Raw genomic sequence first — 22,745 nt, 5'->3', positions numbered from 1 at the left:
GAACAGGATGGACGCGCGCGTCCAACTCAAGCGGGCATTTTACTACGGTGTCGCTGCCGACCTGCGCCTGCTGTTCGTCGATGACGATCCGATCCTGCGCGAGTTTGCGGCCGTGCATCTGGCCACTGAGAACAGCTCCATCGAGACCGCCGCTGACGGTGAGGAGGGCTTGGCCAGCATCGCCGAGCGCCAGCCCGATCTTGTGCTGCTCGACCTGGAAATGCCGCGCGTTGACGGCTTCGAGGTGCTCCGCCGACTGCGATCCGATCCAGCCACCGAACGTCTGCCGGTGATCGTGGTGACCGGCCGCGAGGACACGGCCGCCATCGACCGCGCCTTCGACGCCGGCGCCACCTCCTTCATCGCCAAGCCGATCAATTGGCGCCTGCTCAGCTACCAGATCCGCTACGTCCACCGCACCTGCGCCAACGAGGCCGAACTGCTGGAGGAACGGCTTCGCATCAGCCAGGCCCGTCAGCAGGCCGAGGCCGGGCTGCGCTCGGTCGCCCGCGAGGGATCCCGCTTTCTGGGGGCCGCCCTGCGCACCAACCCTGACCTGCGTGAGGCGGCCGCCGACTTTGCGGCCGCTGTGGAATCCGCTGCGGCCAGCGGGGACGGATGAGGCTGCCCGACGCCCTCGTGCAGCTGGCTCGCCGCCTCGTCGGCGACCGACGTGGCAATGTGGTCACCACCTTCGCGCTGGCCGCCCCGGTGATCGCTATTCTGGTGCTTGGCGCGGTCGATCTGGCCTCGGTGAGCGGGGACAAGGGCAACCTCCAGGAGGTGGCCGACTCCGCCGCCCTGATGGCCGCAAAGCAGATGGGCGTGGCCGACAACGGCGGCCTGGCGGAGCGGGTCAAGGCGGTCATCACCCAGCAACTGGCCGAGATGGATGGCCGCCTCAGCTACCAGAGCGCCATCGAGTTCGACGAGGAGGAGGGGTTGGCGACGGTCACCATCACGGCCAACCGCGCCAGCTTCTTCGTCAACCTTCTGCCCCCCGGCGGCTGGAACTTCACCATCGTGTCGAAGGCTCAGCGCATGGGGACCACGCCGCTCTGCGTGCTCAGCTTCGGCGTGGACAAGCAAGACAACATCAATCTCAAGGACAGCGCCCAGATTCTGGCGCCCGGCTGCCTGGTCCACGGCAACGGGGACGTCACGGTCGAAGGCGCGGCCAGCCTGACCGCCGGCACGGTGCAGGCCGCCGGTCTGGCCACTGGGGCCATCAATCCCGCGGCCCAGACAGACGCCCCGGCCATCGACGACCCCTTCGCCGACATGACCATCAGCGCCGATGGCGGAGCCTGTTCTCCGGTGGATATCGTCTCGGAGCTCCTGCCCATCGTCCTGGCCCCCGGCGTGCATTGCGGCGCCATCCAGGTCGGCAAGTCGGGAACCATCACCCTGCTGCCCGGCGAGCATGTCTTCCGCAAGGGCGCCCTGGTGCTGAAGGAGAACGCCAGCCTGATCGGCGACAATGTCGTGCTGGTCTTCGGCAGAGACGCCCAGTTCAACTTCAAGGACGAGTCCCAGATTCGCCTGCGCGGTCGCCGTCAGGGCGCCTACGCAGGCTTTGTGATCGCCACCACCCGCGACAACACCAACACCTTCGAGATCTCCTCCAGCGCGGCGCGGGAGCTGCTCGGCACCGTCTACATCCCCAACGCCACCCTTGTGGTCCTGGGTAAGAACAAGGTCGCCGACCAGTCGGCCTGGACGGTGATCGTCGCCGAGTCGCTGCAGCTCAAGGAAAACCCGGACCTGGTGATCAACAAGAACTACAGCGGGACCAACGTGCCGGTGCCCGACGGCGTCGGCCCCGGCAGCACGGCGAATGTGCGACTGACGGAGTAGGGGCCGGATAGTGAGGGTCTTCCCCGCTGTTGGTCGGGCGGGGTCGGCGTCCGAAGCAAAGACCCGCTCACCCTTGAGAGCGCAAACAGTACCGCTATTCCAGGTACCAAGTCCGACGAGCCCGCTCGATGACCGTCCGGAGCGCGGCCAAACTCAGCTTCGATTTATCCAGGACTGTCGTCCGCGGTGACTCTGCAGCCAGTTCAGGGCGGGCGCTGACGAAGACGAGCGGAACATGATGGTTGCGATGAATGGCCTGAGCGATCTCCAGACCGCTCTCCCCATCCGCCAAGCAGATGTCCGCGAGAATCAACGCCGGTTCCCGACCCTCTATGGCCGCAAGCGCATCCGCTGCAGTCGAGACGATCGATACAGGGCGGTATCCCAGCATTTCGAGATGTCGCGCGAGGACATCGGCCATCAGCAAATCGTCTTCGATGATCAAAGCATAGCCTTGCACGCCGTCACGTCTCTCTTCGCCGTCTTGCCGTGCTCCCGCATCGCCAATGGCCTGCTCCAGGGCTGCGGCGAGTTTCCGGAGCTTTTCCTCGGCCACGACCTGGCGCTTGGTGATTTCATCGTCGATATCGCTGGCAAGGGCCCCCAACGAGGAATGTCCGAAGCTGCCGGCTATGCCGGACAGACCGTGGGCGACCATTCGGACGGGCTCACGACGAAGGTCTTCGTCCTGGTTCAGAAGTTGACGCAGCGTGGCCAAGTCCGCCATGCATCGTTGCCTGAAACGAGCCCGCAGCGGGGCAAGCAGGTCATCCGTCATGACGCCCCGCGAGCGCAGTGCGGACGGTTTTGGCCAAGGTCATAGGATCGAAGGGCTTGGTGATCACGTCGAGCGCGCCCATCTCGCGCAGTCGGCGACGCTCATCCGGCAGGGCTCGCGCTGTGACGAAAATCACCGGGGGCGCGCCGCCGATTTCGGCGCGCAGGGTGGTCAGCACTGTCGGACCGTCCATCTTCGGCATCATCACGTCCAGCAGCACAACATCCACCGGAGCTTGGCGCAGGTGTTCCAGAGCCGCGGCGCCTGAAGCGGCTGTCACCACCCGCATGTCGGGATCCAGCTCCAGCGAGAACTGCGCGAGTTCGCGAAGGTCTGCTTCATCGTCGACATAGAGAACGTTCACGATCGGGCCTCACGGATTTAGCCTCCAACGGCCATCGCGGTCGCCGGCAAAACCTGGGCGATCAAGATGGGGCGTCCGGTGTCGGCTGGACTCGGTCAAAATCTGGCGTGCGGTCTGATAAGGACCCCAGTCACCACTTTAGCTTGTGCGGGGGAATCCCCTCGGGAGACATCACCCTCACGCCCACTTAAACGACGATGATCGGCCTCGCGCAATTGGCGGTAATTGCTAGGTAGATCTACGGATAGGCCCACCCGGCAGCCCGGTGTGTCTGCGCCCTTCCGCTCCCCTGGCTCCGAAGGGCCAACCGCTGCGCGGCGTGGTGCAGCGCTCCAAATCCCTGATAGGATAGGCGGATGACGAACGCAGACAGCCGGCAGCGGGTCTATATTGTCGATGATGACTCCCTGATGCGGGACGTCATCGCCGCCCACTTTTCGCCGGCCGAATTCGCCGTGGAGACCTTTGGGGTAGCCAGTGACCTTTTGACGCGCCTGACGGCGGACTCGGTCGGTTGTGTCGTCACGGACGTGCGGATGACACCGATGGACGGCGTAACCCTGACCCAAGTCCTTCGCACATCGTCGCCCAGGATAGCAGTGGTTGTGGTGACCGCTCATGCTGACGTGCCATTGGCTGTCCGTGCGATGAAAGCCGGAGCGTGCGACTTCGTCGAAAAGACCGACAATCTCGCCCGCCTGGTCGAAATCGTCCGCGCGCTTGAGTACCCGCCGGAGGAGGATTCGACTATGGCGGCCGAGCGGGACAGGGTCACGGCACGCCTCAAGACCTTGACCGCAAGGGAGCTGGAAATTCTTCTGAAGATCGGCAAAGGGCGCACCGGACCTCAGATATCCGAAAGCCTGGGGATCAGCGTGCGCACTGTCGAAGCCCACCGCCGATCCCTCATGCTGAAGATGGGCGCGGCAAGACTGGGCCATCTGGTGCGGATGGTCACCATGAGCGGGTTGGGGTCCCGCCCCTTCGGGCCCGACTCTAGCATTCCAGAATGACTGGGCCTCGTTGCTGAAGCGGCCTGCGCTGTCTCAGCATTCGGCCGACGCGCCACAGAAGCTGTGTGTCCTCGAACGGCTTGGTCAGGAAGTCTCGAGCGCCTAGATCCATCGCAGTGCGAAGCTCCATCGGAGTATTCCGCGCCGTAGCCATCATGACGGGCAAGTTCGCGAAGAGCGGCGCCTTCCTTAGGTGTCGAAGGACGCCAAGACCGTCCAGCCGGGGCATTCCGATGTCCAGGATGACAGCTGTCGGCCGCGTGGCGAATATGCCCTCAAGCGCCTCGAATCCGTCCCTCGCATAGGCCGTGTTATAGCCGGCCAAGTCGAGACGGGTGACGATCAGGTCTAGGATAGCCCTATCGTCTTCGGCCACGAAAACTCTCTGGGCCTTGCGATCAAGCTGCCCCACGTTTGGGCTCCGGTTCAAATATGGCGGCAAGAGCGGTCAAAAGGGCCGTAGGGTCGATGGGTTTGGCGATCAATCCATCGAACAGTTCCGCGTCCAGAGGGCTGGTCACATCGGCAGAGAAGGCGAGTATTGGCGTTTCCGCATTCACCCCGCCCCCTCCTCGGATCTCCCTCGCCGCATCCGGGCCTTCAAGCCCGGGCATTCGCAAGTCCATCAGGATGGCGTCGAACGGAGCGCCCAAGGCAATGTCGACGGCCGATCGTCCATCGCTAGCCGTCGTCACCTCTACGCCCAACCCCCGAAGGACTGCTCCGATCAGGTCTAGATTGACGGTATTGTCGTCCGCAACCAGCACCCTAAAGCCGGCCGGAAGCCCCTGTCCGACTTCGAGGCCCTGACGCGGGCCGATCGGCTCGACTTCCGGCGCGGGGATCGAGAAATAGAACCGCGCGCCCTGGCCTGGCTCGCTTGTCAGGCCAATGTCGCCGCCCATCGCCGTGACTAGGCCCTTGCAGATCGCCAGGCCCAGACCGGTCCCGCCATGCGAACGCGTAGGCGACGCATCGACCTGCGAGAACCGTTGGAAAAGCTTGGCCTGCAGATCCTTGGCGATGCCATCCCCGGTATCCACCACGGCGATGTGGAGAGCGCCGTCGTGGTGATGCGCATGAATTCGAATTTCGCCGACCTCCGTGAACTTCACGGCATTTCCGACCAGGTTGAGGAGCACCTGCCTGAGTCGGTCCGCATCGATGAGCACGAGGTCGGGGACATGCTCGGCAGCGTCCAGATGCAGGGATAGGCCTTTTTCTTCGGCCTGCACGCCGAAAAGCTCGACCGTCTGGCTGAGGACCGCCAGGGCGCTGGCCGGCTGGCGCTTGATCTCGATCTGACCCGCCTCAAGCTTCGAAAAATCGAGAATATCGTTAACCGTCGCAAGGAGCGCAGCGCCCGCATTCATGACCCGGTCCACGAAGCGGCGCGTGTTGGCCGAGAGCTCGGGCTGTTCCTTGATCAATCGACTGAAGCCAAGGACGGAGGTCAACGGCGTGCGCAATTCATGGCTCATGTTGGCCAAGAAGTCGGTCTTAGCGGCGGCCGACGCCTCGGCCGCCGCGCGCGCCTGCTCGACTGCCTCCTCCGCGGCGACCGAGACGGAGACATCGCGAACGAGGTCCTGATAGCCTATCGGCGTGTTCGATCCGGGATCGAAGACCACGCGGGGCCTGCCTTCGAGCCAGACCCATCGACCGTCGGCATGACGGCCGCGATACCTTACCTGGGGCGTGGGCGCGTCGTCGCCCTGGGTCAGGAGGTCCTGATAAACCCTGGCGACCAATGCGCGGTCATCGGGATGGATCAGTTCAGTAGACATCCGGCCGATGAACGTCTCTGGCGAATAGCCTAAGGTGTGCTGGACCGAGGGGGTGATAAACTCAATTTGCCCATCAAGGTTTGTGCGGGCGATGATGTCGGTCGCCTGCTCAGCCAGACGTCGGTAGCGCGCCTCACTCTCCGCAACCGCCTGGCGCGCCGCGATGATGTCCGTGATGTCGATGACCGTTCCAAGCACCGCCTTGCGCGCGCCATCCGGCCCAAATTCCATGATCGAACTGCCGCGCAGGTGCCGCACCTCGCCGTCCCTACGGATAATCCTGAAGACCGCGTTGATCTCCGCCTCGCCGGTCTTGAGCCGCTGAGCCACCCTCGCCAGCTCCTCGACCCGCTCTTCCGGATGGAGTTGGGCGAGAATGTCGTCCGCCGTCGGCTGCTCATCAGCCCTTATGCCGTAGATCTCGTACATCTTGGGCGACAGGAAGAGATCGTTCGTCGCCAGATCGACCCTCCAGTAGCCGACCCCGGCGATATCCTCCGCGAGCAGCGCTCTTTGGGCCTGCTCGCGCGCCTGATCTCGGGCGACAAGCGTCTCGGCTTCGAGCGCCTTGCGCTCCGTGACGTCGCGCGACACGCCCAGAACCGAGGCGGGGTCTTCAGGTCCATTCTGAATGGAGCGCAGATTGGTCTCGACCCAAACATACTTGCCGGACCTGTGCCGTGAACGATGCTGGACAGTGGCCTCCGCCTGCCCTTGCGCCAGCGCTGAAAAGGCGGCCCGGACGACTTCCTGGTCATCCGGATGAAGAAAGTCGGCCGCGCTCATCCCTTTTGCATCGTTAGAAGCGTATCCGAGGAGTCTTTCTAGAGCGGGCGAGGAATAGAGGCCTCCGCCCTCGGCATCATAAAGGGTGATCACATCGCCCGCGTTATCCGCGAGGAGGCGATATCGAGCCTCGCTCTTGCGGACGCGGTCGAGGCGGGTCTGATGCTCAGTGACGTCCTGGAAGAGCCCAAACAGCGCGACCGGCTCGCCGAGTGCTCCAATTTCGCACACGGCCTTTGAGGTGACGTGCCGCAACGCTCCGTCGGGCCGCCGCAGGCGAAGTTGAAATTGAAAGCCGGTCCGGCTGGCAATGGCGTCGGCGATGTGACTTTCGACGGCCTCGCGGTCCTCGGGCGGGTAGAAGAGCAGCGCCTCTCCGAGATTGGGATCGAACTCTTCCCGGCGCACGCCGTGAATTCCATACACTTCGTCGGACCATTCGATACCGCCGCTGGCCAGGTCGAGTCGCCAGTGACCCACTCCAGACATGGTTTCCGCCATACGAAGAAGGGTGTGCTTCTCGGCCGCTTGCCGCGCCACCTGTCCAAGAACCAGTTCGTCCACCACAACCTGCGCCAGCTGACGCAGACGTTGCTGGTCCCGCTCGGATGGGGTCGAACGGGGTCTGGTATCGATGACGCAAAGCGTTCCGAGATTGTATCCTTCTGGGGTCGTAAGGTTGGCGCCCATATAGAACCGGATCTTCGGCTCCTGCGTCACCAGAGGATTGTCCACGAACCGGGAATCCCGAGTGGCGTCCTCAACAACCATCACGGCGCTCGGCCCCAGATCCAGAGCAAACGCGCAGAAGGCCAAGGAGCGGTCGGTCGAACATGCCTCCAGGCCAACGCGGGATTTGAACCACTGCCGGTGATCGTCAACCAGGGACACCAGGGCAATCGGGGCATCGAAGAGATCGCTGGCAAGCGCGGTGATGCGGTCGAACCGCGCCTCGGGGAGGGTGTCCATGACATTCAATGCGGCCAGAGCCTTCAACCGCGCTGTCTCGTCCAAAATTATGCCCTCCGATTGAGCGGTACGCTTGACATGGGATCGAGGCGTCGAAGTTAACGTGGCTATGCGGCCATTAGCCGCTATGGGGGTGGGACAGGCCGGCGTAATCAGAGCCCCTTACCGTTCTGAGCCGGGTGATGTCGTCGAGCCAGACGACGTCGGGCTCCGCCAGCAAATCCCTGATGACGCCGCCGAACTCCGCTGGCGCGATCGGCTTGCAGAGATAGCCTCGAGCGCCCAGACTGCGCGCCTTCAGGATCGGTTCGATGGCATTGTTGGCGGTCAACATGACAATCGGGACCTTTGACCAGCCCGGCCTGCGCCTGAGGCTCTCCAGCACCGACATCCCGGGGCAATCCGGGAGTTCCAAGTCCAACAACACCAGATCCGGCGGTATCCGAAAGACCGTATCCAACGCGCCTTGACCGTCACGAGCACTGACGGTGTGATAGGTAGGGGGCAGGAGGATCGCTGCCAGGACCTCCAGCATCAGCGGGTCATCGTCGATGGCGAATATTACCCTGGCCACTGGCGCTCCTCGCAAACGTGAACGTTCAAAGACTATTGGTATTCACGCTGAACGCGAAGACCCTAGATATGGCTGCGTCATTGCGCCTCTGTATCCGCGAAGGGTTCAGCGGCTGACCGAGCCGGCCGGCTCTTCCCAAGCTGTTGCGGCCACCGGATCGTAGAACATCCCTTCCTGAAACACCGTCTCCCCCCACCAGGGGTGTACGAACCGCATCGTGAAGCGGAACCGCCCCTCGCCCAGGTCCTCGTGCACCACATGCGCCGCCCCCGGCGTCAGCCAGGTGGGGATCGGGAGGGTCAGGGGCCCCAGGATCCAGACGTACCCGAGGCCGCGGAAATGCAGGGCGGCGTTTTCCACGGTCACTTCCGAGCGCAGGCAAAGGCCCCCTCGCGCCATCTCCAGCAGTTCGCCGGGGCGGCCGGCCTGTTTGCGCGAGGTGACGAGCAGAGGGCGGCGGCCGGGGAAGTGGTAGAGGCGGTCCCAGACCAGGCCCCGCGCGTCGCGGCGGACCGTGACACGGACGCGGACGGCTTCTCCGGTCCAGGGGGCGAGGGGGGTTCCCAAGAGCCGGCACAGCTGGGCCAGCCAGCGGGCCGGGCCGGTGGCGCGGACCACCATCGGGGCCTGGTAGACCGTCTCCTCGCCCAGCAGATGGGCGTGGGGCCCGAAGCGGTGGCGGACAGCCAGGGGCAGTCTGGCCCAGCCGGCCTCGCCGACCAGCGCCCGGAAGTCGAGCGTCGGTGACGGGGGCGCCTTCCGGACGATGTGTCCCGGAAGCCAGCCCGCCAACGCGCCCATGTCTCTCTCCTATTTGCCTATAAGCTTCGCGATCCGCCCGCCCAGCGCGATCAGCTTGACCAGGGTAGGGCGGGGAATGTCCTTCATCTGCCGGTGCCAGCCGTCGAGCTGGGTCAGGAACGCCTGCATGGTTTCCAGCCGCTGGCGGGCATGGGCCGGGGTCGCCTTGTCGATTTTCGCCTCGGCGACACAGGCGTTCAGCATCTCAAGGGTCGGGTCGATTTCACGCCGCTTACGGCCCTCGACGATCAGTTCAAGCATGTCCCAGGGATCGGTGCGGGCCTCGAAATGATCCCGCCGGTCGCCCTCCAGATGCATCAGCCGGATCAGGCTCCAGCCGAGCAGTTCCTTGAGGCTGGTCGAGACGTTCGAGCGAGCAACCCCCAGGGTCTCGGCGATCTGCTCGGCGTTCTGCGGCGCGTCGGCCAGGTAGAGCAGGGCGTGGATCTGGGCGACCGAGCGGTTCACACCCCACCGCTGGCCCATCTCGCCCCAGTGAAGGACGTAGCGACGCATGGCGGGGGTGAGGGTCATGGGAGTTCTGATATTTCTGTTGTGACAGAAATAGGCGAAATCGATTTTGGATGCAAGGGCGTGGGGACCGGTTGGCCGCAACGCGGCCTACCGGTCCCCAGCCAACGCCTCGGGCACGGTTCGACCGGAGGGCGGGCCCGAATCCGCCCTCCGGCCGCTTCACCCTAGTCGGCGCCGGTAGCGGAGGGGCCGGAGGCCGGGTCGCCCAGGGTGAAGGTCACGGTGCGGCCGACCAGTTCGGCCGGCGGCCGCTTCAGCTTGGCCTTGCCGGCCGCGGCCTTGGCGGCGCTGTCGAAATCCTGCGAGCCACTGGTGCGGACGATGCGCAGCGTGGCGGCGTCAGGATCGGCCGAGATGGTGACACGCAGCGCCACCGCCTTGCCGTCGTCGGCCAGGCCGGCATCCGCCAGGCTGGCCTCGAAGGCGGCGTGGGCCTGGGCGATCCAGGTGTCGGCGGCGGGGCTGGCGAGGGCCAGGGAATGGGCGGCGAGCGACAGGGTCGCCGCCCCCGCGAAGGCGAGGAAGGACTTGGTCATCTTGTGTTTCGAGCTTTCGATTGCGGTTGGGGAAGAGCGGCGCCGCCCCATCGATATGCGCTCCAAGCCGCCGTTCCGCGAACGATAGGTTTTACACCGGCCTGTGAGCCGAGCTAACAACCTGCCATGGCTCGCCTGCCCCCCTTCATCGCCCTTCGCGCCCTGGAGGCCGCCGCCCGCCACCGCAGCTACAGCCGTGCGGCCGAGGAGCTGGCGGTCACCCATGGAGCGGTCAGCCAGCAGATCCGCCGCCTGGAGGAAGAGCTGGGCCTGCGGCTGTTCCTGCGTCGAGGCAACCTGATGGAGCCATCGCCGACCGCCAACCGGCTGGCTGGGCGGGTGCGGCGGGCCTTGGCTATCCTCAGTGACGGGGTGGCGGAGGCGGCGGCCGAGGCCCGCTCGACGCCCCTGGTGCTCAGCACGGTGCATGCGATGGCCGGCCGCTGGCTGGCGCCGCGCCTCTCGCGCCTGCCGGCGGCGGTCGGCGGCATCGAGATTCAGCTGGCCGAGCGATTGAGCGACTTCACCACCGACGGCGTCGACTGCGCCATCCGCCACGGGACCGGGCCTTGGCCGGGACTGGAGTGCGTGCATCTTTTCAGCGAGCACTGGTTCCCGGTGGCCAGCCCGGATTTCCTTGCCCGTCATCCGATCGACACCATCGACGACTTGGCTCGCGCCCCGCTGCTGACCCACACCCACTATCCCTGGAGCCTGTGGTTCGCCGGGGTCGGGCGCGAGCCGCCGCCTCTGAACAGCACCATCAGCTTTGACGATTCCTCGGTGCTGCTCGATGCGGCGCAACAGGGGCTGGGTCTGGCGCTGGCCCGCGAGTGGCTGGCGGCGCAGGCGTTGGAGGACGGCCGGCTGGTGCGCCCCCTCGAGGGCCAGGTTCGGGCCCATGCTGACTATAACTTCGTCTGGCGGGCGGACTCGGCCAAGCTGCCCCGCATCCTGGCACTGCGCGACTGGCTGATGGAAGAAACCCTAAGGGCGGCGGACGAACAGGCCCGGCGCCTCGCCTGATGGAGGGCCGGACCCAAAAAAGTAAGGGGAGGGAGCGCCTTGCTCCCTCCCCTTCGGCAGTCCAACGATCGAGCCTGAGGCCTTGGCTCTAGTTGGCGCCGGTGGCGGTCGCACCCGGCTGGCCCAGCGTGAAGGTCACGCTGCGGCCGACCAGGTCGGAGGACGGACGGGGCAGGTCGGCCTTCTTTGCGGCGGCCTTCACCGCCGTATCGAAGTCGGCGGAGCCGCTGGTTTCGGCGATCAGCACCGCATCGGCGCCGGCCGAGCCGAGCTTCACGCGGATCTTCACCACCTTGCCGTCGTCGGTCAGGCCGGCTTCGGCGACCTGGGCTTCCAGGGCGACGCGGGCCTTGGCGACCCAGGCGTCGGAGGCCGGGCTGGCGAAGGCGGCGGTGGAGGCGGCGGCGATCAGCAGGGCGCCGGCGGCGGTGAGGATGCGGTTCATGACAAGGTCCTTTTCCCGGGGGAGGAATGGCAGCGCGGATGCGTCGCCTACACTGAGGTAGAGGCCCGACAATTGTGAAACGGATGCGGCAAACCACATGAAATCTTGGTAATCTCGAAGTAGTCCTTAAGTTACCAAAACTTCATCTTCCTCGCTGCATTGCAGCATAAGCCCTTGGCGGGGACCCCCATCCCTGTGCTAGAAGGGCCGACCTTGGATTTTCGGCCCGGTGCGGGCCGGTGTGGAAGGCTTGCATTCATGACGCAAATCAAGTCGGTCGGCGTGATCGGCGCGGGCCAGATGGGCTCGGGGATCGCCCATGTCTGCGCCCTCGCCGGCTACGAGGTGCGGCTGCACGACCTGGAGCGATCCAAGATCGACGCCGCCCTAGAGCAGATTGAGAAGAATATGAGCCGCCAGGCGACGCGGGGGATCATCGATCCCGCAGCCGTTGGCCCGGCCATGGCCCTGATCAAGCCGACCGACGCGGTCGAGCAGATCGCCCAGGCCGACCTGGCGATCGAGGCGGCCACCGAAAACGAAGATATCAAGAAGGCCATTTTCCGCAGCCTCGCCCCGCACCTGGGCGAACACACCCTGCTGGCCTCCAACACCTCCTCGATCTCGATCACCCGGCTGGCCTCGACCACCGACCGGCCTGAGCGCTTCATCGGACTCCACTTCATGAACCCGGTGCCGCTGATGCAACTGGTCGAGGTGATCCGCGGCATCGCCACCGACGTTGACACCTACGAGACGGCGGTCACCTTCGCCCGCAGCCTGGGCAAGACCACCACCAACGCCGAGGACTTCCCGGCCTTCATCGTCAACCGCGTGCTGGTGCCGATGATCAACGAGGCCATCTACACCCTCTATGAAGGGGTCGGCACGGTGGAGAGCATCGACACCGCCATGAAGTTGGGCGCCAACCACCCGATGGGTCCGCTGCAGTTGGGCGACTTCATCGGTCTGGACACGGTGCTCAGCATCATGAACGTGCTGCACGAGGGCCTGGCGGACAGCAAGTACCGCCCCTGCCCCCTGCTGGTGAAGTACGTCGAGGCCGGCTGGCTCGGCCGCAAGGCGGGCCGCGGCTTCTACGACTATCGCGGCGAGACGCCGGTCCCGACGCGGTAGCTACCAGAGGGTGTTGACCTCGTAGCGGGCGAAGACCGGATCGAGGCTGACCAACACCATCCCCTCGATCTGCGCTTGGGCGATCAGCAGCCGATCCCAAGGATCGCGATGATACAACGGCAGTCGGCCGGCCTGTGCCCCATGCAGCGACAGAACAGGCAGCTCGGCCACGGCCAGGTTTCGCAGCGGCGCCGTCCAATCCGGCGGAAGCACCCAAGGCCATTTGCCGATCGCGGCCTTGGTCTCCATTTCGAAGAGCGAGATGGGGCTGAAGTGCACCCGGGTAGCCTCGTCCTCGATCAAGTCACGAACCTTCGGACTGAGATCGTCCGGATTGAACAGCGCCCATGCCAAGGCGTGGGTATCGAGCAAAAAGCTCACCTATCGCCTGCTGCCGGAAACGCTGGCTGATCGAACATCGCCGCTTCGGCATCAGGGTCAGCTTCCAGGAAGGCCTCAAGAGGCGGCGCCGGGCCAAGATGGGCGAGCCCGCCAAGCCGACGCTTGCGGGGGCGGGCCGGGTGCAGGACCACCGCCGGCGTGCCATCACGAGCAATCACGACCTCCTCGCCCGCTTCGGCGCGGGCGACCAGATCCGACAACTTGGCCTTGGCCTCGGCAATGTTCATCTGAACCGCCATGGAGCCACCATAGCACGGCCCCGAACTTGGTCCAACTGGGTTGGTCCAACTACCCCCAGCCCATCGCCTTCGCCACATTGAACGTCAGGAACGACGCCCCGTAGGCCAGGGTCACCATGTAGACGAACATCACCGCCGGCCAGAACCAGCTGTTGGTCTCGCGCTTGACCACGCCCAGGGTGGCCACGCACTGCGGCGCATAGACGTACCAGGCGAGGAACGACAGCCCCGTCGCCAGCGACCACTGGCTGCCGACGATGCCCTCCAGCGCCGCCAGGCCCGAACCCTCGATGTCGCCGACCGCATAAACGGTGCCCAGCGCCGCCACGGCGACTTCGCGCGCCGCCATGCCGGGGATCAGGGCGATGCACATCTGCCAATTGAAGCCGATCGGCGCGAACAGCGGCTCGATGGCGTGGCCGATCATTCCGGCGAAGCTGTAGTCGATGGCCGGTCCCGTCGCCCCCTCCGGCGGATAGGGAAAGGTCGACAGCACCCAGACCAGCACCATCAGCGGCAGGATGATCCGCCCTGCCCGATTGATGAAAATGCCGGCCCGCTGCCACAGCTGCAGCAGCACCCCGCCCGGATCGGGCGTCTTGTAGGCTGGCAGCTCCATCAGGAAGGGCTCGCTGTGCCGCCGCCAGAACAGCCGCTGTATGACGAACGACACCAGCAGGGCGGAGACGATGCCGATCGCGTAGAGCCCGAACATCACCAGCCCCTGCAGGCTGACCCAACCCCACACCTTCTCGTTCGGAATCAGGGCGGCGATAATCAGGGCGTAGACAGGAATCCGCGCCGAACAGGTCATCAGCGGCGCGGTCATAATGGTGGTCAGCCGGTCGTGCTTCTGCTCGATCACCCGCGTGGCCATCACGCCCGGAATGGCGCAGGCCACGCTGCTGAGCAGCGGGATGAAGGCCCGCCCATGCAGGCCCGCGAACCCCATGATCCGGTCCAGCAGGAAGGCCGCCCTGGCCAGGTATCCGCTGTCTTCCAGCAGGATGATGAAGAAGAACAGGATCAGGATCTGCGGCAGGAACACCACCACGCTGCCGACCCCGGCGATCAGCCCGTCGACGATCAGGCTTCGGATCAGGCCATCGGGCGTCACGCCGGCCACCAGCTCGCCGAGCGCCTTGAACCCCGCTTCTATCCCGTCAGCCGCCGGCGTCGCCCAGGTGAACACCGCCTGGAACATCAGGAACAGCACCACGCCCAGGATCAGCAGCCCGGCCGCCGGATGCAGCAGCACCCCGTCCACCTTCCCGGTGAAGGTGTCCGGCCGCTCGGCCGGCTTCACATAGGTGCGCATGATCCGCTGGGCCTCGCCGTGGGCGGCGCGGATTTCGGCGGCGCTCGGCTCGTGCCAGACGCTGGCGTGGCCCTCGTGCTTGATGACCAGGGCGTCGGCGGCGGCGACCAGGTCGTCGATGCCGCGCTTACGGGTGGCCACCGTGGTCACCACCGGGGCGCCCAGCTCGCGGCTCAACCCCTCCAGGTCGATACGCAGGCCCTGCCGCTGGGCGATGTCATACATGTTGAGCGCCAGCACGAAGGGTCGTCCGACCTGCTTCAGCTCCAGGATCAGCCGCAAGACCAGGCGCAGGTTCGTCGCATCGGCCACCGCCACCAGCACGTCCGGCTCCGGCTCGCCCTCCAGCCGGCCCAGCACCGCGTCCCGCGTGACCGCCTCATCCGGGCTGCGCGCCCGCAGCGAATAGGTCCCGGGCAGGTCGATGATATGCATGGTCCGGCCGCCGGGCGTGGTCAGCACCCCTTCCTTCCGCTCGACAGTGACCCCGGCGTAGTTGGCCACCTTCTGGCGGGCGCCGGTCAGGGCGTTGAAGAGGGCCGTCTTGCCCGAGTTCGGATTGCCGACCAGCGCCACCCGCGCCGGCGCCTGAACCGCGTCAGTCAAAATTCACCTCGATCGCCCGCGCTTCGGACCGGCGCAACGCCACCCGCATGTCATCCACCTTCACCGCGATCGGATCGCCGCCCAGCAGTCCCTGGTGCAGCACCCGCACCCGCGCCCCCTCGACGAACCCCATCTCCAGAAGCCTGCGCTCCAGCTCCTCCGGCTCCAGCATGCCCGGCGCCCGCGTTCCGTCCACCCGGACGATCACACCGCTCAGGCCGACGCTCGCCAGGCTCAACGGCGTCCCGGCGTCCAAATCTGCGTTGCTCATCGCTACCCCGATCAAACTTGCGAACGGTTATCACTCGCTGGAGGGAGTGTCGATGCTTCCGGGTCGAACGGCGCTCCGTGGCGCACAAATTCACGGCCGCGCACGAATGCGTCGTTAAGACATTCGACACCATGATGCAGCGCGGCCGATACTGTCGGTCAGCGATTCGCGGGCTGCATTGATGCGTCGGTTCACACTGGTCTTCTGGACGTTAGGCTACCTCACCACCGCCCTGGTGGCGGCGGTGCTGGTCGATCGCGTCGCGCCGACCGGCTACGGCGCCGCCCCCGGCATGGCCGCCTTCATCGGCACGCTCGCCCTCTGCTTCACCTTCCATGCCCTGATCACCATGGCGGTCCAGAACGCCCGGCTTTCCGGCGACCTCTCCACCGTGCGCGAGGCTCACCAGATCCTCGCCGACCAGCTGGAAAAGGTCGACGCCCGGGTGAACGAGGTCGTCGAGACCGTCGCCCGCGACGCCCTGCGCCGCTCCGAGGAGCTGACCAGCGAGGTCCACCAGCTGGAAGACCTGGTCCAACGGATGAGCGACCGGCTCGAGGACCAGCTCTCCCATCAGGTCACCGCCGCTCGCCACCATCCCGGCCGCCCCCGCAACGCCCAGAGCCACGCCTTGCTGGACACCGTCCGCGACGCCCTGGCCGACAACCGCGTCGACCTCTACCTGCAGCCGATCGTCTCCCTGCCCCAGCGCCGTACCGTCTTCTACGAGAGCTTCTCCCGCCTCAGAGACGAGACCGGCCGGGTGATGATGCCGGCCGAATACCTGTCGGTGGCCGAGCCGATGGGCCTGGTCGCCGCCATCGACAACCTGCTGCTGTTCCGCTGCGTGCAGATCGTCCGCCGCCTGGCGCGGCAGGACCGCAAGGTCGGCATCTTCTGCAACATCTCACTGGCAAGCCTGTCGGACGAGAGCTTCTTCCCCCAGTTCCTCGACTTCCTGTCGGCCAACAAGGACCTCGCCGGCGCCCTGATCTTCGAACTGGGCCAGGCCGCCTTCGAACAGCGCGGCCCCACCGAGGCCCGCCACATGGCCCGCCTGGCCGACCTCGGCTTCCGCTTCAGCCTCGACAAGGTCGTCGACCTCGACCTGGACTTCAACGACCTGGCCCGGGCCGACATCAAGTTCATCAAAGTCGGCGCCCAGATGCTGCTGGACCAGTTGGAAGAGACCGAAGGCCGGCTGATCATCCGCTCCCTGCCGGACCTCCACGCCTCCGACTTCGCCCGCCTCACCCGCCGCTACGGCGTCGAGACCATCGTCGAAAAGGTCGAAAGCGAACGCCAGATCGTCGACATCCTCGACCTCGACATGGCCTTCGGCCAGGGCCACCTGTTCGGCGAACCCCGCGCCATCCGCGACGCCATCCTGGCCGAAGCCGACTCCCCGTCCGACTTCCTGCAACAGTCGATCCTGCGTCGGGCCGGGGCGCGCTGAACACCCCCATCCCCGCAAACGCCAGGTTCGATCCCAGCGCTTCACTGTCGGCCGCCTGACATAAACCCCAGACCCCGCCGGAACTCAGCGCGGCAACGGCCGTTTCCGCCCCGATCCAATCGGCAGAGTCAGGGGACCCCATGGCCAACACCCAAACCACCCGCGCCAAGCCTGAGGCCGCCGCCAAGGCCGAGGCGATCGCCAAGGCCCGTTCCATCGCGCCCGAGGTCCCGGTCCATATCGGCAGCACCCCCCGCACCACCTTCCGCGGCAACCCCGACGTGTTCGGCCGGCTGGTCGAAGACCACGACCGCCACCGGGCCCTGCTGTCGATGATCGAACAGACCACCGGCGCCTCCGAAGAACGCAAGACTCTGTTCCTGGAACTCACCAAGGAGCTGAAGGCCCACGCCGCCGCCGAGGAACAGGCGCTGTGGTCGACGGTCATGCGCAACCCGAAGACCACCGACTTCGCCCGTCACGCCGTGGCCGAGCACAAGGAGATCGACGAGATGCTCGCCGATCTGGCGGCCCGCGACATGGCCTCCCCCGGCTGGCTGCGCCGCTTCGCCAACCTGAAGGACGAATACCTCCACCACATCCGCGAGGAGGAGCAGGAGCAGTTCGTGGCCGCCGAGGAACACCTGGCCGCCCAGGACATCAAGCACCTGCGCGCCGTCTTCGAGCGCCGCAAGGCGGCCGAGAAGGCCGAGGCGACGGTCGAGAAAAAGATCAAGCTGAAGCACTGAGGACCGGCGCAGGCCTGGGGACTGGTAATCCGCGCCCGGGACCGATCAAGGCTCGACGACTGCTCGACGGAGTACCTGTCCCCGACAGTCCACGGGCCCATCCTCAAGCCTGCTACATCATATGCGACAGCCCCCGCCCTGAGGGAGGGCGTAGGAAGGGGTCACCCCGCCGAAAGCCGGCCCCCTACTCCCCCCGCTGCAAGGTGATCCCCATCTCCTCCACATCCAGGTCCCGCTCCAGTTCATGGAGCACCTCGTCCTCGATCAGCCCCGCCCGGTGGATGCGGATCAGCTCCTCCCGCCCCGCCGCGATCGCCGCCAGCAGCACATCGAAATGCGGCCGCAGAATCTCCATCGCCGCCGGCGCGTTCTGCTCGTACCGCTCCATGTAGCCGGCCCGCTTGCGATGCTCCTCCAGGATCATCGGGTGCAGCACCTCCCCGTCCGGCCCGTGGGCCAGCACCTCGATCCGCGCCAGCCGCGCCCGCGCGATCGCCGCCTCGGCCGCCGGCATGCTCATCTTCGCCGCCGGCTCCTCGTCCACCGGCCGCACCCGCCGGATCAGCCACCCCAGGCTCGACCCCTGCACCACCACCGTCGCAAAGATCACCGCGAAGGCGCAGACCAGCATCATGTCCCGCCCCGGCATGTCGAGCGGCAGGGTCAGCGGCACGGCCAGGGTCACCACCCCCCGCATCCCGGCCCAGCCCAGCACCGTCCCCTGCCGCCAGCCCAGCGGCTTCAGCCGCACAAACCCCAGCTTCCGCCCCAGGGCGATCACCCCGTCCGAGGCGAACACCCAGGCGAACCGCGCCACAACCACGGTCGCCACCACCGCCCCGGCGGTCAGCCACATCGATGCCGGCACGGCCCCGATCCCGCCCAGCCGCTCGATCATCTCGCGCAGCGAAAACCCGATCAGGATGAACACCATGGCCTCCAGCACGAAGACCATCACCATCGAGAACGAATTGCCGACCAGCCGCACATTGGCCGGCAGGATCACATGCTGGAACCAGCCCAGGATCAGCCCCGCCGTCACCACGGCGATCACCCCCGACACATGCACCGCCTCCGCCGCCAGATAGGCCGCCCAGCCCAGCAGCGCCGTGGCCACCACCGCCAACGTCCGGTCCTTAAGTCGCCCGGCCAACAGCACCCAAGCCCCGCCGACCAGCAACCCGACCCCCACCCCGCCCACGAACACCAGGGCGAAACTCCCCGCCGCGGACCCTGCGTGAAACACCCCACTCAGGGTCGCCGCCACCGCGAACCGGAACAGGATCAGCCCGGTCGCATCGTTCAACAGGCTCTCCCCCTCCAGCAGCGCGCTCAACCGCCGCGGCAGGCTCACCCCCTTCAGCACCGCCCGCGCCGACACCGCGTCCGGCGGCGACACGATCGCCCCCAGCGCAAAACACGCCGCCCAAGGCAGCCCCGGAACCAGCCAGTGCGCCACCACCCCCACCATCAAGGTCGTGAACACCACCGCCCCCACCGCCAAAGACAGGATCCCCGGCAAATGCTTCCGAAACCGCCCCAGCGCCGTCGCATAGGCCCCATCCATCAACAACGGCGGCAGGAAGAGGACGAGCGCGAGTTCGGGATCGAGGGAGATGGTCGGCAGGCCGGGCAGGAACGCGAGGGCGCCGCCGCCGACGAGGAGGGCGGTGGCTGGGGGGAGGCGGAACTTGAGGGCCAGCCAGTGCAGGGCGACGATCAGCGCCAGCAGGATGAGGACGACCCGGAAGGCTTCCACCGCATGCATCAGGTCCACCCCCAGGTCGCCATCAGTCCTCCGACATAACCCGGATTTCCCGCGTCGGTGAAGCGGTCCGGCTCAGCCGCCCCGCAGGCCAAACGCTTCCCGACAACTCGCCGAACTGCTGGGCGTCTGCACCGCGCCTTGCCGAAATTGAAGGCCGGCCTTGGCGAGGATCGCCTTCGGGGCCTGGCTGCTCCCCGGCATCATCTCAAAGCAGACCTTGGCGTCCTTCCGAAGAATGCGCTTGAACGGCAGCCCGCCCCGCTGCACCGCGTCACGCAGCCGCTGCTGCCATCGATCATCATCTATGCTCGCCTCAGAGGCCTCCACAGTCTCTTCGACGATGTAGATTGGGCCGGTCGCTCCGGTCGTCGGCTCCAAGTCATACCGGGTCGCGCATTGCCGCGCGCCGTCTATCACGGAGGCGATCGGCAGGTCCTGGCGCCCGCTGAGCTTGACCCCTGCTCCTGACGAGCTCCCACACAACCGACCGCCATCATTCAGGACAAACACCTTCACCGTGGAAGCAGAGTCCGAAAACGGACACACCAACAGCTCCGCCCCTTTGCCCCAGTCACGCAGCGGCGCGCGGTCTCCGCCGCCATACTGGTTTTCAACGATCAGCAGACAGGAGGTCTCCTGCCGCTGCACAACCGCTGCGCCTGACGCTCCATCATCGCAGGAGCCCAGCAGGCCGCAGAGGCCAGCGAGAACAACGACGCCCCGTCTCAGCGACATCCTCTTACCGCACGTCAGTCGTACATCTAGACGGCACGGAACCGCTCAGCACTGCGAAATCATATCTGCGCGATCTAGGGATAGTGCGTATTTCGGCTGAGTCGTACAGGCGCGTCCTTCCGTAGTTTTCAGCAAGTACCCTATCCGTCATTTTGGGCCTCAGATTCGATCACGACCGCAAGATTTCGTTGCACCTTACGCGCCTGCTGCTTTCAAGTCGGCTTAAAAACTCCGGTTCTTCAGTAGTTTTATAATTGAGAAATAAATCCAATACGCTGTATGGAGCAAACTCCGCCTGATCTAAGTAAAGTGGCCAACTATGCGCCTTCCGCTCCGACTCAAGTGCACCATCGCGCCTCCAAAGTTCGCCCTTTTGGCGCCCAGAAATTGGGTCTTTACGCTCAAAGTCGAAACCGTACGCCTGACGACCTTCATCAATTCCATCCCGCTTTTGCCGCTCGAAGTTTTCTGACAAGCGGCAAAAGTTATCCGGTCTTGCACCAAGGGGCGTATCGCTCGTGAATGGCGCATAGGGGCCAAAACCCTGCTTATTAATTGCTTGATCGCTGCGATTGACTGTTATGAACAGTTTCACATGGCGTGACGTCACGCCTTTAAACAATGCTTCGTCTTGATCCGCTGGATAGCGGCGTGCGAACGCTTGATACGTGGTGGCAGCAGCGAACATCAAGACGCGAATGTCGGTGAACTGAGGCGCTCCCATTAGATCATCCGACGTTGATCTGGGGCTTTCAAGGCCCGCCAAATGTTTACGCGCCCACTTGTTGTCTTCGCAATGAAGCTTTGGCGTTTCCTCCCTCGGGCTCCCCTTGCATTCATCCATATTCAAGCTGTGAAAGCTGTCGAACGGGCGTCGCGCGTCGCCGAGGAGAGCTGCCGCGACAAAGGCGCCTGAGCTGTGGGTTATGATGCGGATAGGGCGAGTGTTCGCGCCGTCAGCTTCTGAAATCCCGTTGAGGAGCTGGCGCAGGGCTAGACCGATAAAGGGTCCGCTATATTGGGCCCGGTTCCAGGCGGACGCGTAGTCGCCACCATCCCAATGAACTTCGACGAACCGCAGCTTCTCCGGGGACTTGCTGTTGGCGAGAATTTTCTGCTTTACGTAGGCAAAATCTCCGTCTCCGCGCACCACGTTGTAGCCGTGGATCAAGATCACTAAAGTCTTTCCATCGGCTCCGGTTACGGCAGCACTGGCCTTTTGTCGCCACATCTGGGCTTGCAGTTGTTTCCACTTTTCGAAATCGCGCGCTGCTTCGCACATGTCCTTGGCCTTTGTGCCCGCCGCAATTGGGCCGCAGAAGCGATCACGAAGGCTAGGCTCGCCGTCGACCGGCTGCCAATTGCTGCTCATGAGCATTCGAAGAGACCAGAAATGTTTCGTCTCAAATTCAACGATAGGCAAAACGCGCGGCAGTCCGCTTGGTCCTTTTGCGTCTGTTTCCGGGTATAGATCGCCCCGACTATCGATATAGACCTTTACGGTGTCGGAGATGTCTGGGTTGATGCGATCGAAATAGAATACGGGTCTAGGATTGATACGCTGCGCCCGTATACTTGACGAAATTTGTTCAGGACTCCAGCTGCTCGGCTTAGCACACCCGGCGAGCAAAACAGCGGCACAGAACATTGCAATATAGACGGCTTGCGACAGTTGGTTCATTTTGTCCCCCCTAGGGCAACCGCGCCAGCACTCCAGCAATTGGCGACGCTCTGCCTACCCTACTAGGTCCGTTACCGGCGGCAGCTAAATTACCCTTAAAAATTGCTTTGGCAACGGTTCTTCCTTGACGGGATTTTTCCCTTTTACCCAAGTTAGATTTCGGTGATCGTGCAGTTCGGCGAGGTCGATCGTTATGTGTCCTTCGGCATCTGCAAAACAGTATTGCGACTTAGGTCTCTACCCCACGCCCCGCAGCTGCCAGAACGTTACCTCATAGTCCAACATGCCCTGGCCCGGCGTGTCATCGAACGCCACTTCGAAAGCCAGCTCTGGAAAGTCGGCCGCGAGTTTGGCGCTCCAGACTGATTTCAGCGTCCGCCCCAGGTAGAGGGCCTGGGCTTCGGTGAGGGTCTCGTCGTTACCGTGCAGGTCGACGATGTGGAGGTGGTTGAGCGCCGCCTCGATGCCCTGCGGGTTGTCGCCATGCGCCTGCTCCCAGGCCCGCAGGTTGGCCTCGTCGAACGACTCCTCCCGCAGCACATAGCCATCGAAGCGGACGAAGCGCGGCCAGAAGACGAGGCTGTAGCCGACGGCCAGGTCGTAGCGGCCCATCATGCCGACCCAGTTGCGGGCGGTCACCCCGCCCCGGCCATCGTTCCATGAGGGCAACTCGGCGATCAGCGCGTCCGGATGGGTGTCGGGGGTGATCTCAGCCAAGCGATGGTCCCTTTCAGGCGAGCGGGGCGCGGCTGGGGTCGTCCGGGGATCCTAAACGGATTTCGCCCACTTGCCGCCGCGCCGCCATCATAGGACACACCGCTTGCATCCGTTATGTTATGTTATATCATTTTGTGGCCCCATCACCGCCGATCGCCCTTCTCCATGTCCTTGTTGAAGAGGACGGGGGTTGGGG

General features: G+C 65.0%; 24 protein-coding genes. 7 read left to right on the top strand and 17 right to left on the bottom strand.

Annotation, left to right across the window (positions count from 1 at the left end):
• The first annotated feature begins 7 nt into the window (after positions 1-7).
• A complete protein-coding gene (locus tag GVN21_RS15965) occupies positions 8-622 on the top strand; it encodes a response regulator (protein WP_166575732.1) in 615 nt (204 codons plus the stop codon).
• A complete protein-coding gene (locus tag GVN21_RS15960) occupies positions 619-1,857 on the top strand; it encodes a TadE/TadG family type IV pilus assembly protein (protein ID WP_166575731.1) in 1,239 nt (412 codons plus the stop codon). The genes GVN21_RS15965 and GVN21_RS15960 overlap by 4 nt, the downstream gene beginning before the upstream one ends.
• A 94-nt stretch (positions 1,858-1,951) precedes the next feature.
• Here the strand turns inward: GVN21_RS15960 and GVN21_RS15955 are convergent, their stop codons facing one another.
• Both GVN21_RS15955 and GVN21_RS15950 read right to left on the bottom strand, forming a co-directional pair.
• Positions 1,952-2,635, bottom strand: a complete 684-nt coding sequence (locus GVN21_RS15955; RefSeq protein WP_166575730.1) for a response regulator — start codon at positions 2,633-2,635, stop codon at positions 1,952-1,954.
• Positions 2,625-2,999 carry a response regulator gene (locus tag GVN21_RS15950; RefSeq protein ID WP_166575729.1) on the bottom strand — a complete coding sequence of 125 codons (375 nt, stop codon included), beginning with the start codon at positions 2,997-2,999 and terminating at the stop codon, positions 2,625-2,627. Before GVN21_RS15950 ends, GVN21_RS15955 begins: the two co-directional genes overlap by 11 nt.
• 356 nt (positions 3,000-3,355) lie before the next feature.
• On the opposite strand from GVN21_RS15950, the gene GVN21_RS15945 reads away from it, so the two are divergent.
• A complete protein-coding gene (locus tag GVN21_RS15945) occupies positions 3,356-4,012 on the top strand; it encodes a response regulator (RefSeq protein ID WP_166575728.1) in 657 nt (218 codons plus the stop codon).
• Here GVN21_RS15945 and GVN21_RS15940 read toward each other — a convergent pair.
• From GVN21_RS15940 to GVN21_RS15915, 6 genes are all read right to left on the bottom strand, one after another.
• Complete coding sequence (locus GVN21_RS15940) at positions 3,996-4,388, bottom strand: response regulator (protein ID WP_346764279.1); 393 nt, start codon at positions 4,386-4,388, stop codon at positions 3,996-3,998. The two genes, GVN21_RS15945 and GVN21_RS15940, sit on opposite strands and share 17 nt — an antisense overlap.
• Before the next feature lie 22 nt (positions 4,389-4,410).
• A complete protein-coding gene (locus GVN21_RS15935; RefSeq protein ID WP_166575726.1) occupies positions 4,411-7,581 on the bottom strand; it encodes a PAS domain S-box protein in 3,171 nt (1,056 codons plus the stop codon).
• Positions 7,582-7,672: 91 nt separating this feature from the next.
• Positions 7,673-8,128 (bottom strand): response regulator, encoded by a 456-nt coding sequence (locus GVN21_RS15930; RefSeq protein ID WP_346764278.1) that lies wholly within the window; start codon positions 8,126-8,128, stop codon positions 7,673-7,675.
• 105 nt (positions 8,129-8,233) lie between these two features.
• Positions 8,234-8,929, bottom strand: coding sequence for a DUF4166 domain-containing protein (locus tag GVN21_RS15925; RefSeq protein WP_166575724.1), 696 nt, complete (start codon positions 8,927-8,929; stop codon positions 8,234-8,236).
• A gap of 9 nt (positions 8,930-8,938) precedes the next feature.
• Positions 8,939-9,463, bottom strand: a complete 525-nt coding sequence (locus tag GVN21_RS15920; RefSeq protein ID WP_166575723.1) for a MarR family transcriptional regulator — start codon at positions 9,461-9,463, stop codon at positions 8,939-8,941.
• Positions 9,464-9,627: 164 nt separating this feature from the next.
• Positions 9,628-9,999, bottom strand: a complete 372-nt coding sequence (locus GVN21_RS15915) for an energy transducer TonB (protein WP_166575722.1) — start codon at positions 9,997-9,999, stop codon at positions 9,628-9,630.
• Positions 10,000-10,125: 126 nt separating this feature from the next.
• Here GVN21_RS15915 and GVN21_RS15910 point away from each other — a divergent pair, with 126 nt between their 5' ends.
• Positions 10,126-11,025: a LysR substrate-binding domain-containing protein gene (locus GVN21_RS15910; protein ID WP_166575721.1), complete on the top strand. Its 900-nt coding sequence runs from the start codon at positions 10,126-10,128 to the stop codon at positions 11,023-11,025.
• 88 nt (positions 11,026-11,113) lie between these two features.
• Here GVN21_RS15910 and GVN21_RS15905 read toward each other — a convergent pair whose 3' ends face one another.
• Entirely contained in the window at positions 11,114-11,470 is a 357-nt protein-coding gene (locus GVN21_RS15905; protein WP_166575720.1) for a TonB C-terminal domain-containing protein, read from the bottom strand.
• Between the two features lie 258 nt (positions 11,471-11,728).
• Between GVN21_RS15905 and GVN21_RS15900 the strand changes: the two genes are divergently transcribed.
• Positions 11,729-12,607: a 3-hydroxybutyryl-CoA dehydrogenase gene (locus tag GVN21_RS15900; RefSeq protein WP_166575719.1), complete on the top strand. Its 879-nt coding sequence runs from the start codon at positions 11,729-11,731 to the stop codon at positions 12,605-12,607.
• Here GVN21_RS15900 and GVN21_RS15895 read toward each other — a convergent pair whose 3' ends face one another.
• The 4 genes from GVN21_RS15895 to GVN21_RS15880 all read right to left on the bottom strand — a co-directional run bounded on the left by GVN21_RS15895 (position 12,608) and on the right by GVN21_RS15880 (position 15,443).
• Positions 12,608-12,988: a type II toxin-antitoxin system VapC family toxin gene (locus GVN21_RS15895; RefSeq protein ID WP_166575718.1), complete on the bottom strand. Its 381-nt coding sequence runs from the start codon at positions 12,986-12,988 to the stop codon at positions 12,608-12,610.
• The gene (locus GVN21_RS15890) at positions 12,985-13,236 is read right to left on the bottom strand and encodes a type II toxin-antitoxin system prevent-host-death family antitoxin (RefSeq protein WP_205690122.1); all 252 of its coding nucleotides are present in this window, start codon (positions 13,234-13,236) and stop codon (positions 12,985-12,987) included. Before GVN21_RS15890 ends, GVN21_RS15895 begins: the two co-directional genes overlap by 4 nt.
• 61 nt (positions 13,237-13,297) lie before the next feature.
• Positions 13,298-15,175 carry a ferrous iron transporter B gene (locus GVN21_RS15885; RefSeq protein ID WP_346764280.1) on the bottom strand — a complete coding sequence of 626 codons (1,878 nt, stop codon included), beginning with the start codon at positions 15,173-15,175 and terminating at the stop codon, positions 13,298-13,300.
• The gene (locus GVN21_RS15880) at positions 15,165-15,443 is read right to left on the bottom strand and encodes a FeoA family protein (RefSeq protein ID WP_166575715.1); all 279 of its coding nucleotides are present in this window, start codon (positions 15,441-15,443) and stop codon (positions 15,165-15,167) included. The genes GVN21_RS15885 and GVN21_RS15880 overlap by 11 nt, the downstream gene beginning before the upstream one ends.
• A gap of 181 nt (positions 15,444-15,624) precedes the next feature.
• Here GVN21_RS15880 and GVN21_RS15875 point away from each other — a divergent pair, with 181 nt between their 5' ends.
• Complete coding sequence (locus GVN21_RS15875) at positions 15,625-16,899, top strand: EAL domain-containing protein (RefSeq protein WP_166575714.1); 1,275 nt, start codon at positions 15,625-15,627, stop codon at positions 16,897-16,899.
• Between the two features lie 140 nt (positions 16,900-17,039).
• On the top strand, positions 17,040-17,648 hold the full coding sequence (locus GVN21_RS15870) for a hemerythrin domain-containing protein (protein WP_166575713.1): 609 nt from the start codon (positions 17,040-17,042) through the stop codon (positions 17,646-17,648).
• Positions 17,649-17,832: 184 nt separating this feature from the next.
• On the opposite strand, the gene GVN21_RS15865 is transcribed toward GVN21_RS15870, so the two are convergent.
• The 4 genes from GVN21_RS15865 to GVN21_RS15850 form a co-directional block, all read right to left on the bottom strand.
• Entirely contained in the window at positions 17,833-19,416 is a 1,584-nt protein-coding gene (locus GVN21_RS15865; protein WP_166575751.1) for a Na+/H+ antiporter, read from the bottom strand.
• 72 nt (positions 19,417-19,488) lie between these two features.
• On the bottom strand, positions 19,489-20,064 hold the full coding sequence (locus GVN21_RS15860; protein WP_166575712.1) for a hypothetical protein: 576 nt from the start codon (positions 20,062-20,064) through the stop codon (positions 19,489-19,491).
• Positions 20,065-20,320: 256 nt separating this feature from the next.
• Positions 20,321-21,832 (bottom strand): hypothetical protein, encoded by a 1,512-nt coding sequence (locus GVN21_RS15855; protein WP_166575711.1) that lies wholly within the window; start codon positions 21,830-21,832, stop codon positions 20,321-20,323.
• 237 nt (positions 21,833-22,069) lie between these two features.
• On the bottom strand, positions 22,070-22,549 hold the full coding sequence (locus GVN21_RS15850) for a hypothetical protein (protein ID WP_166575710.1): 480 nt from the start codon (positions 22,547-22,549) through the stop codon (positions 22,070-22,072).
• Between the last annotated feature and the right edge of the window lie 196 nt (positions 22,550-22,745).

The organism is Caulobacter sp. SLTY (assembly GCF_009905535.1).
Classification (GTDB): Bacteria; Pseudomonadota; Alphaproteobacteria; order Caulobacterales; family Caulobacteraceae; genus Caulobacter.
This window is presented reverse-complemented; position numbering and strand designations above follow the sequence as displayed.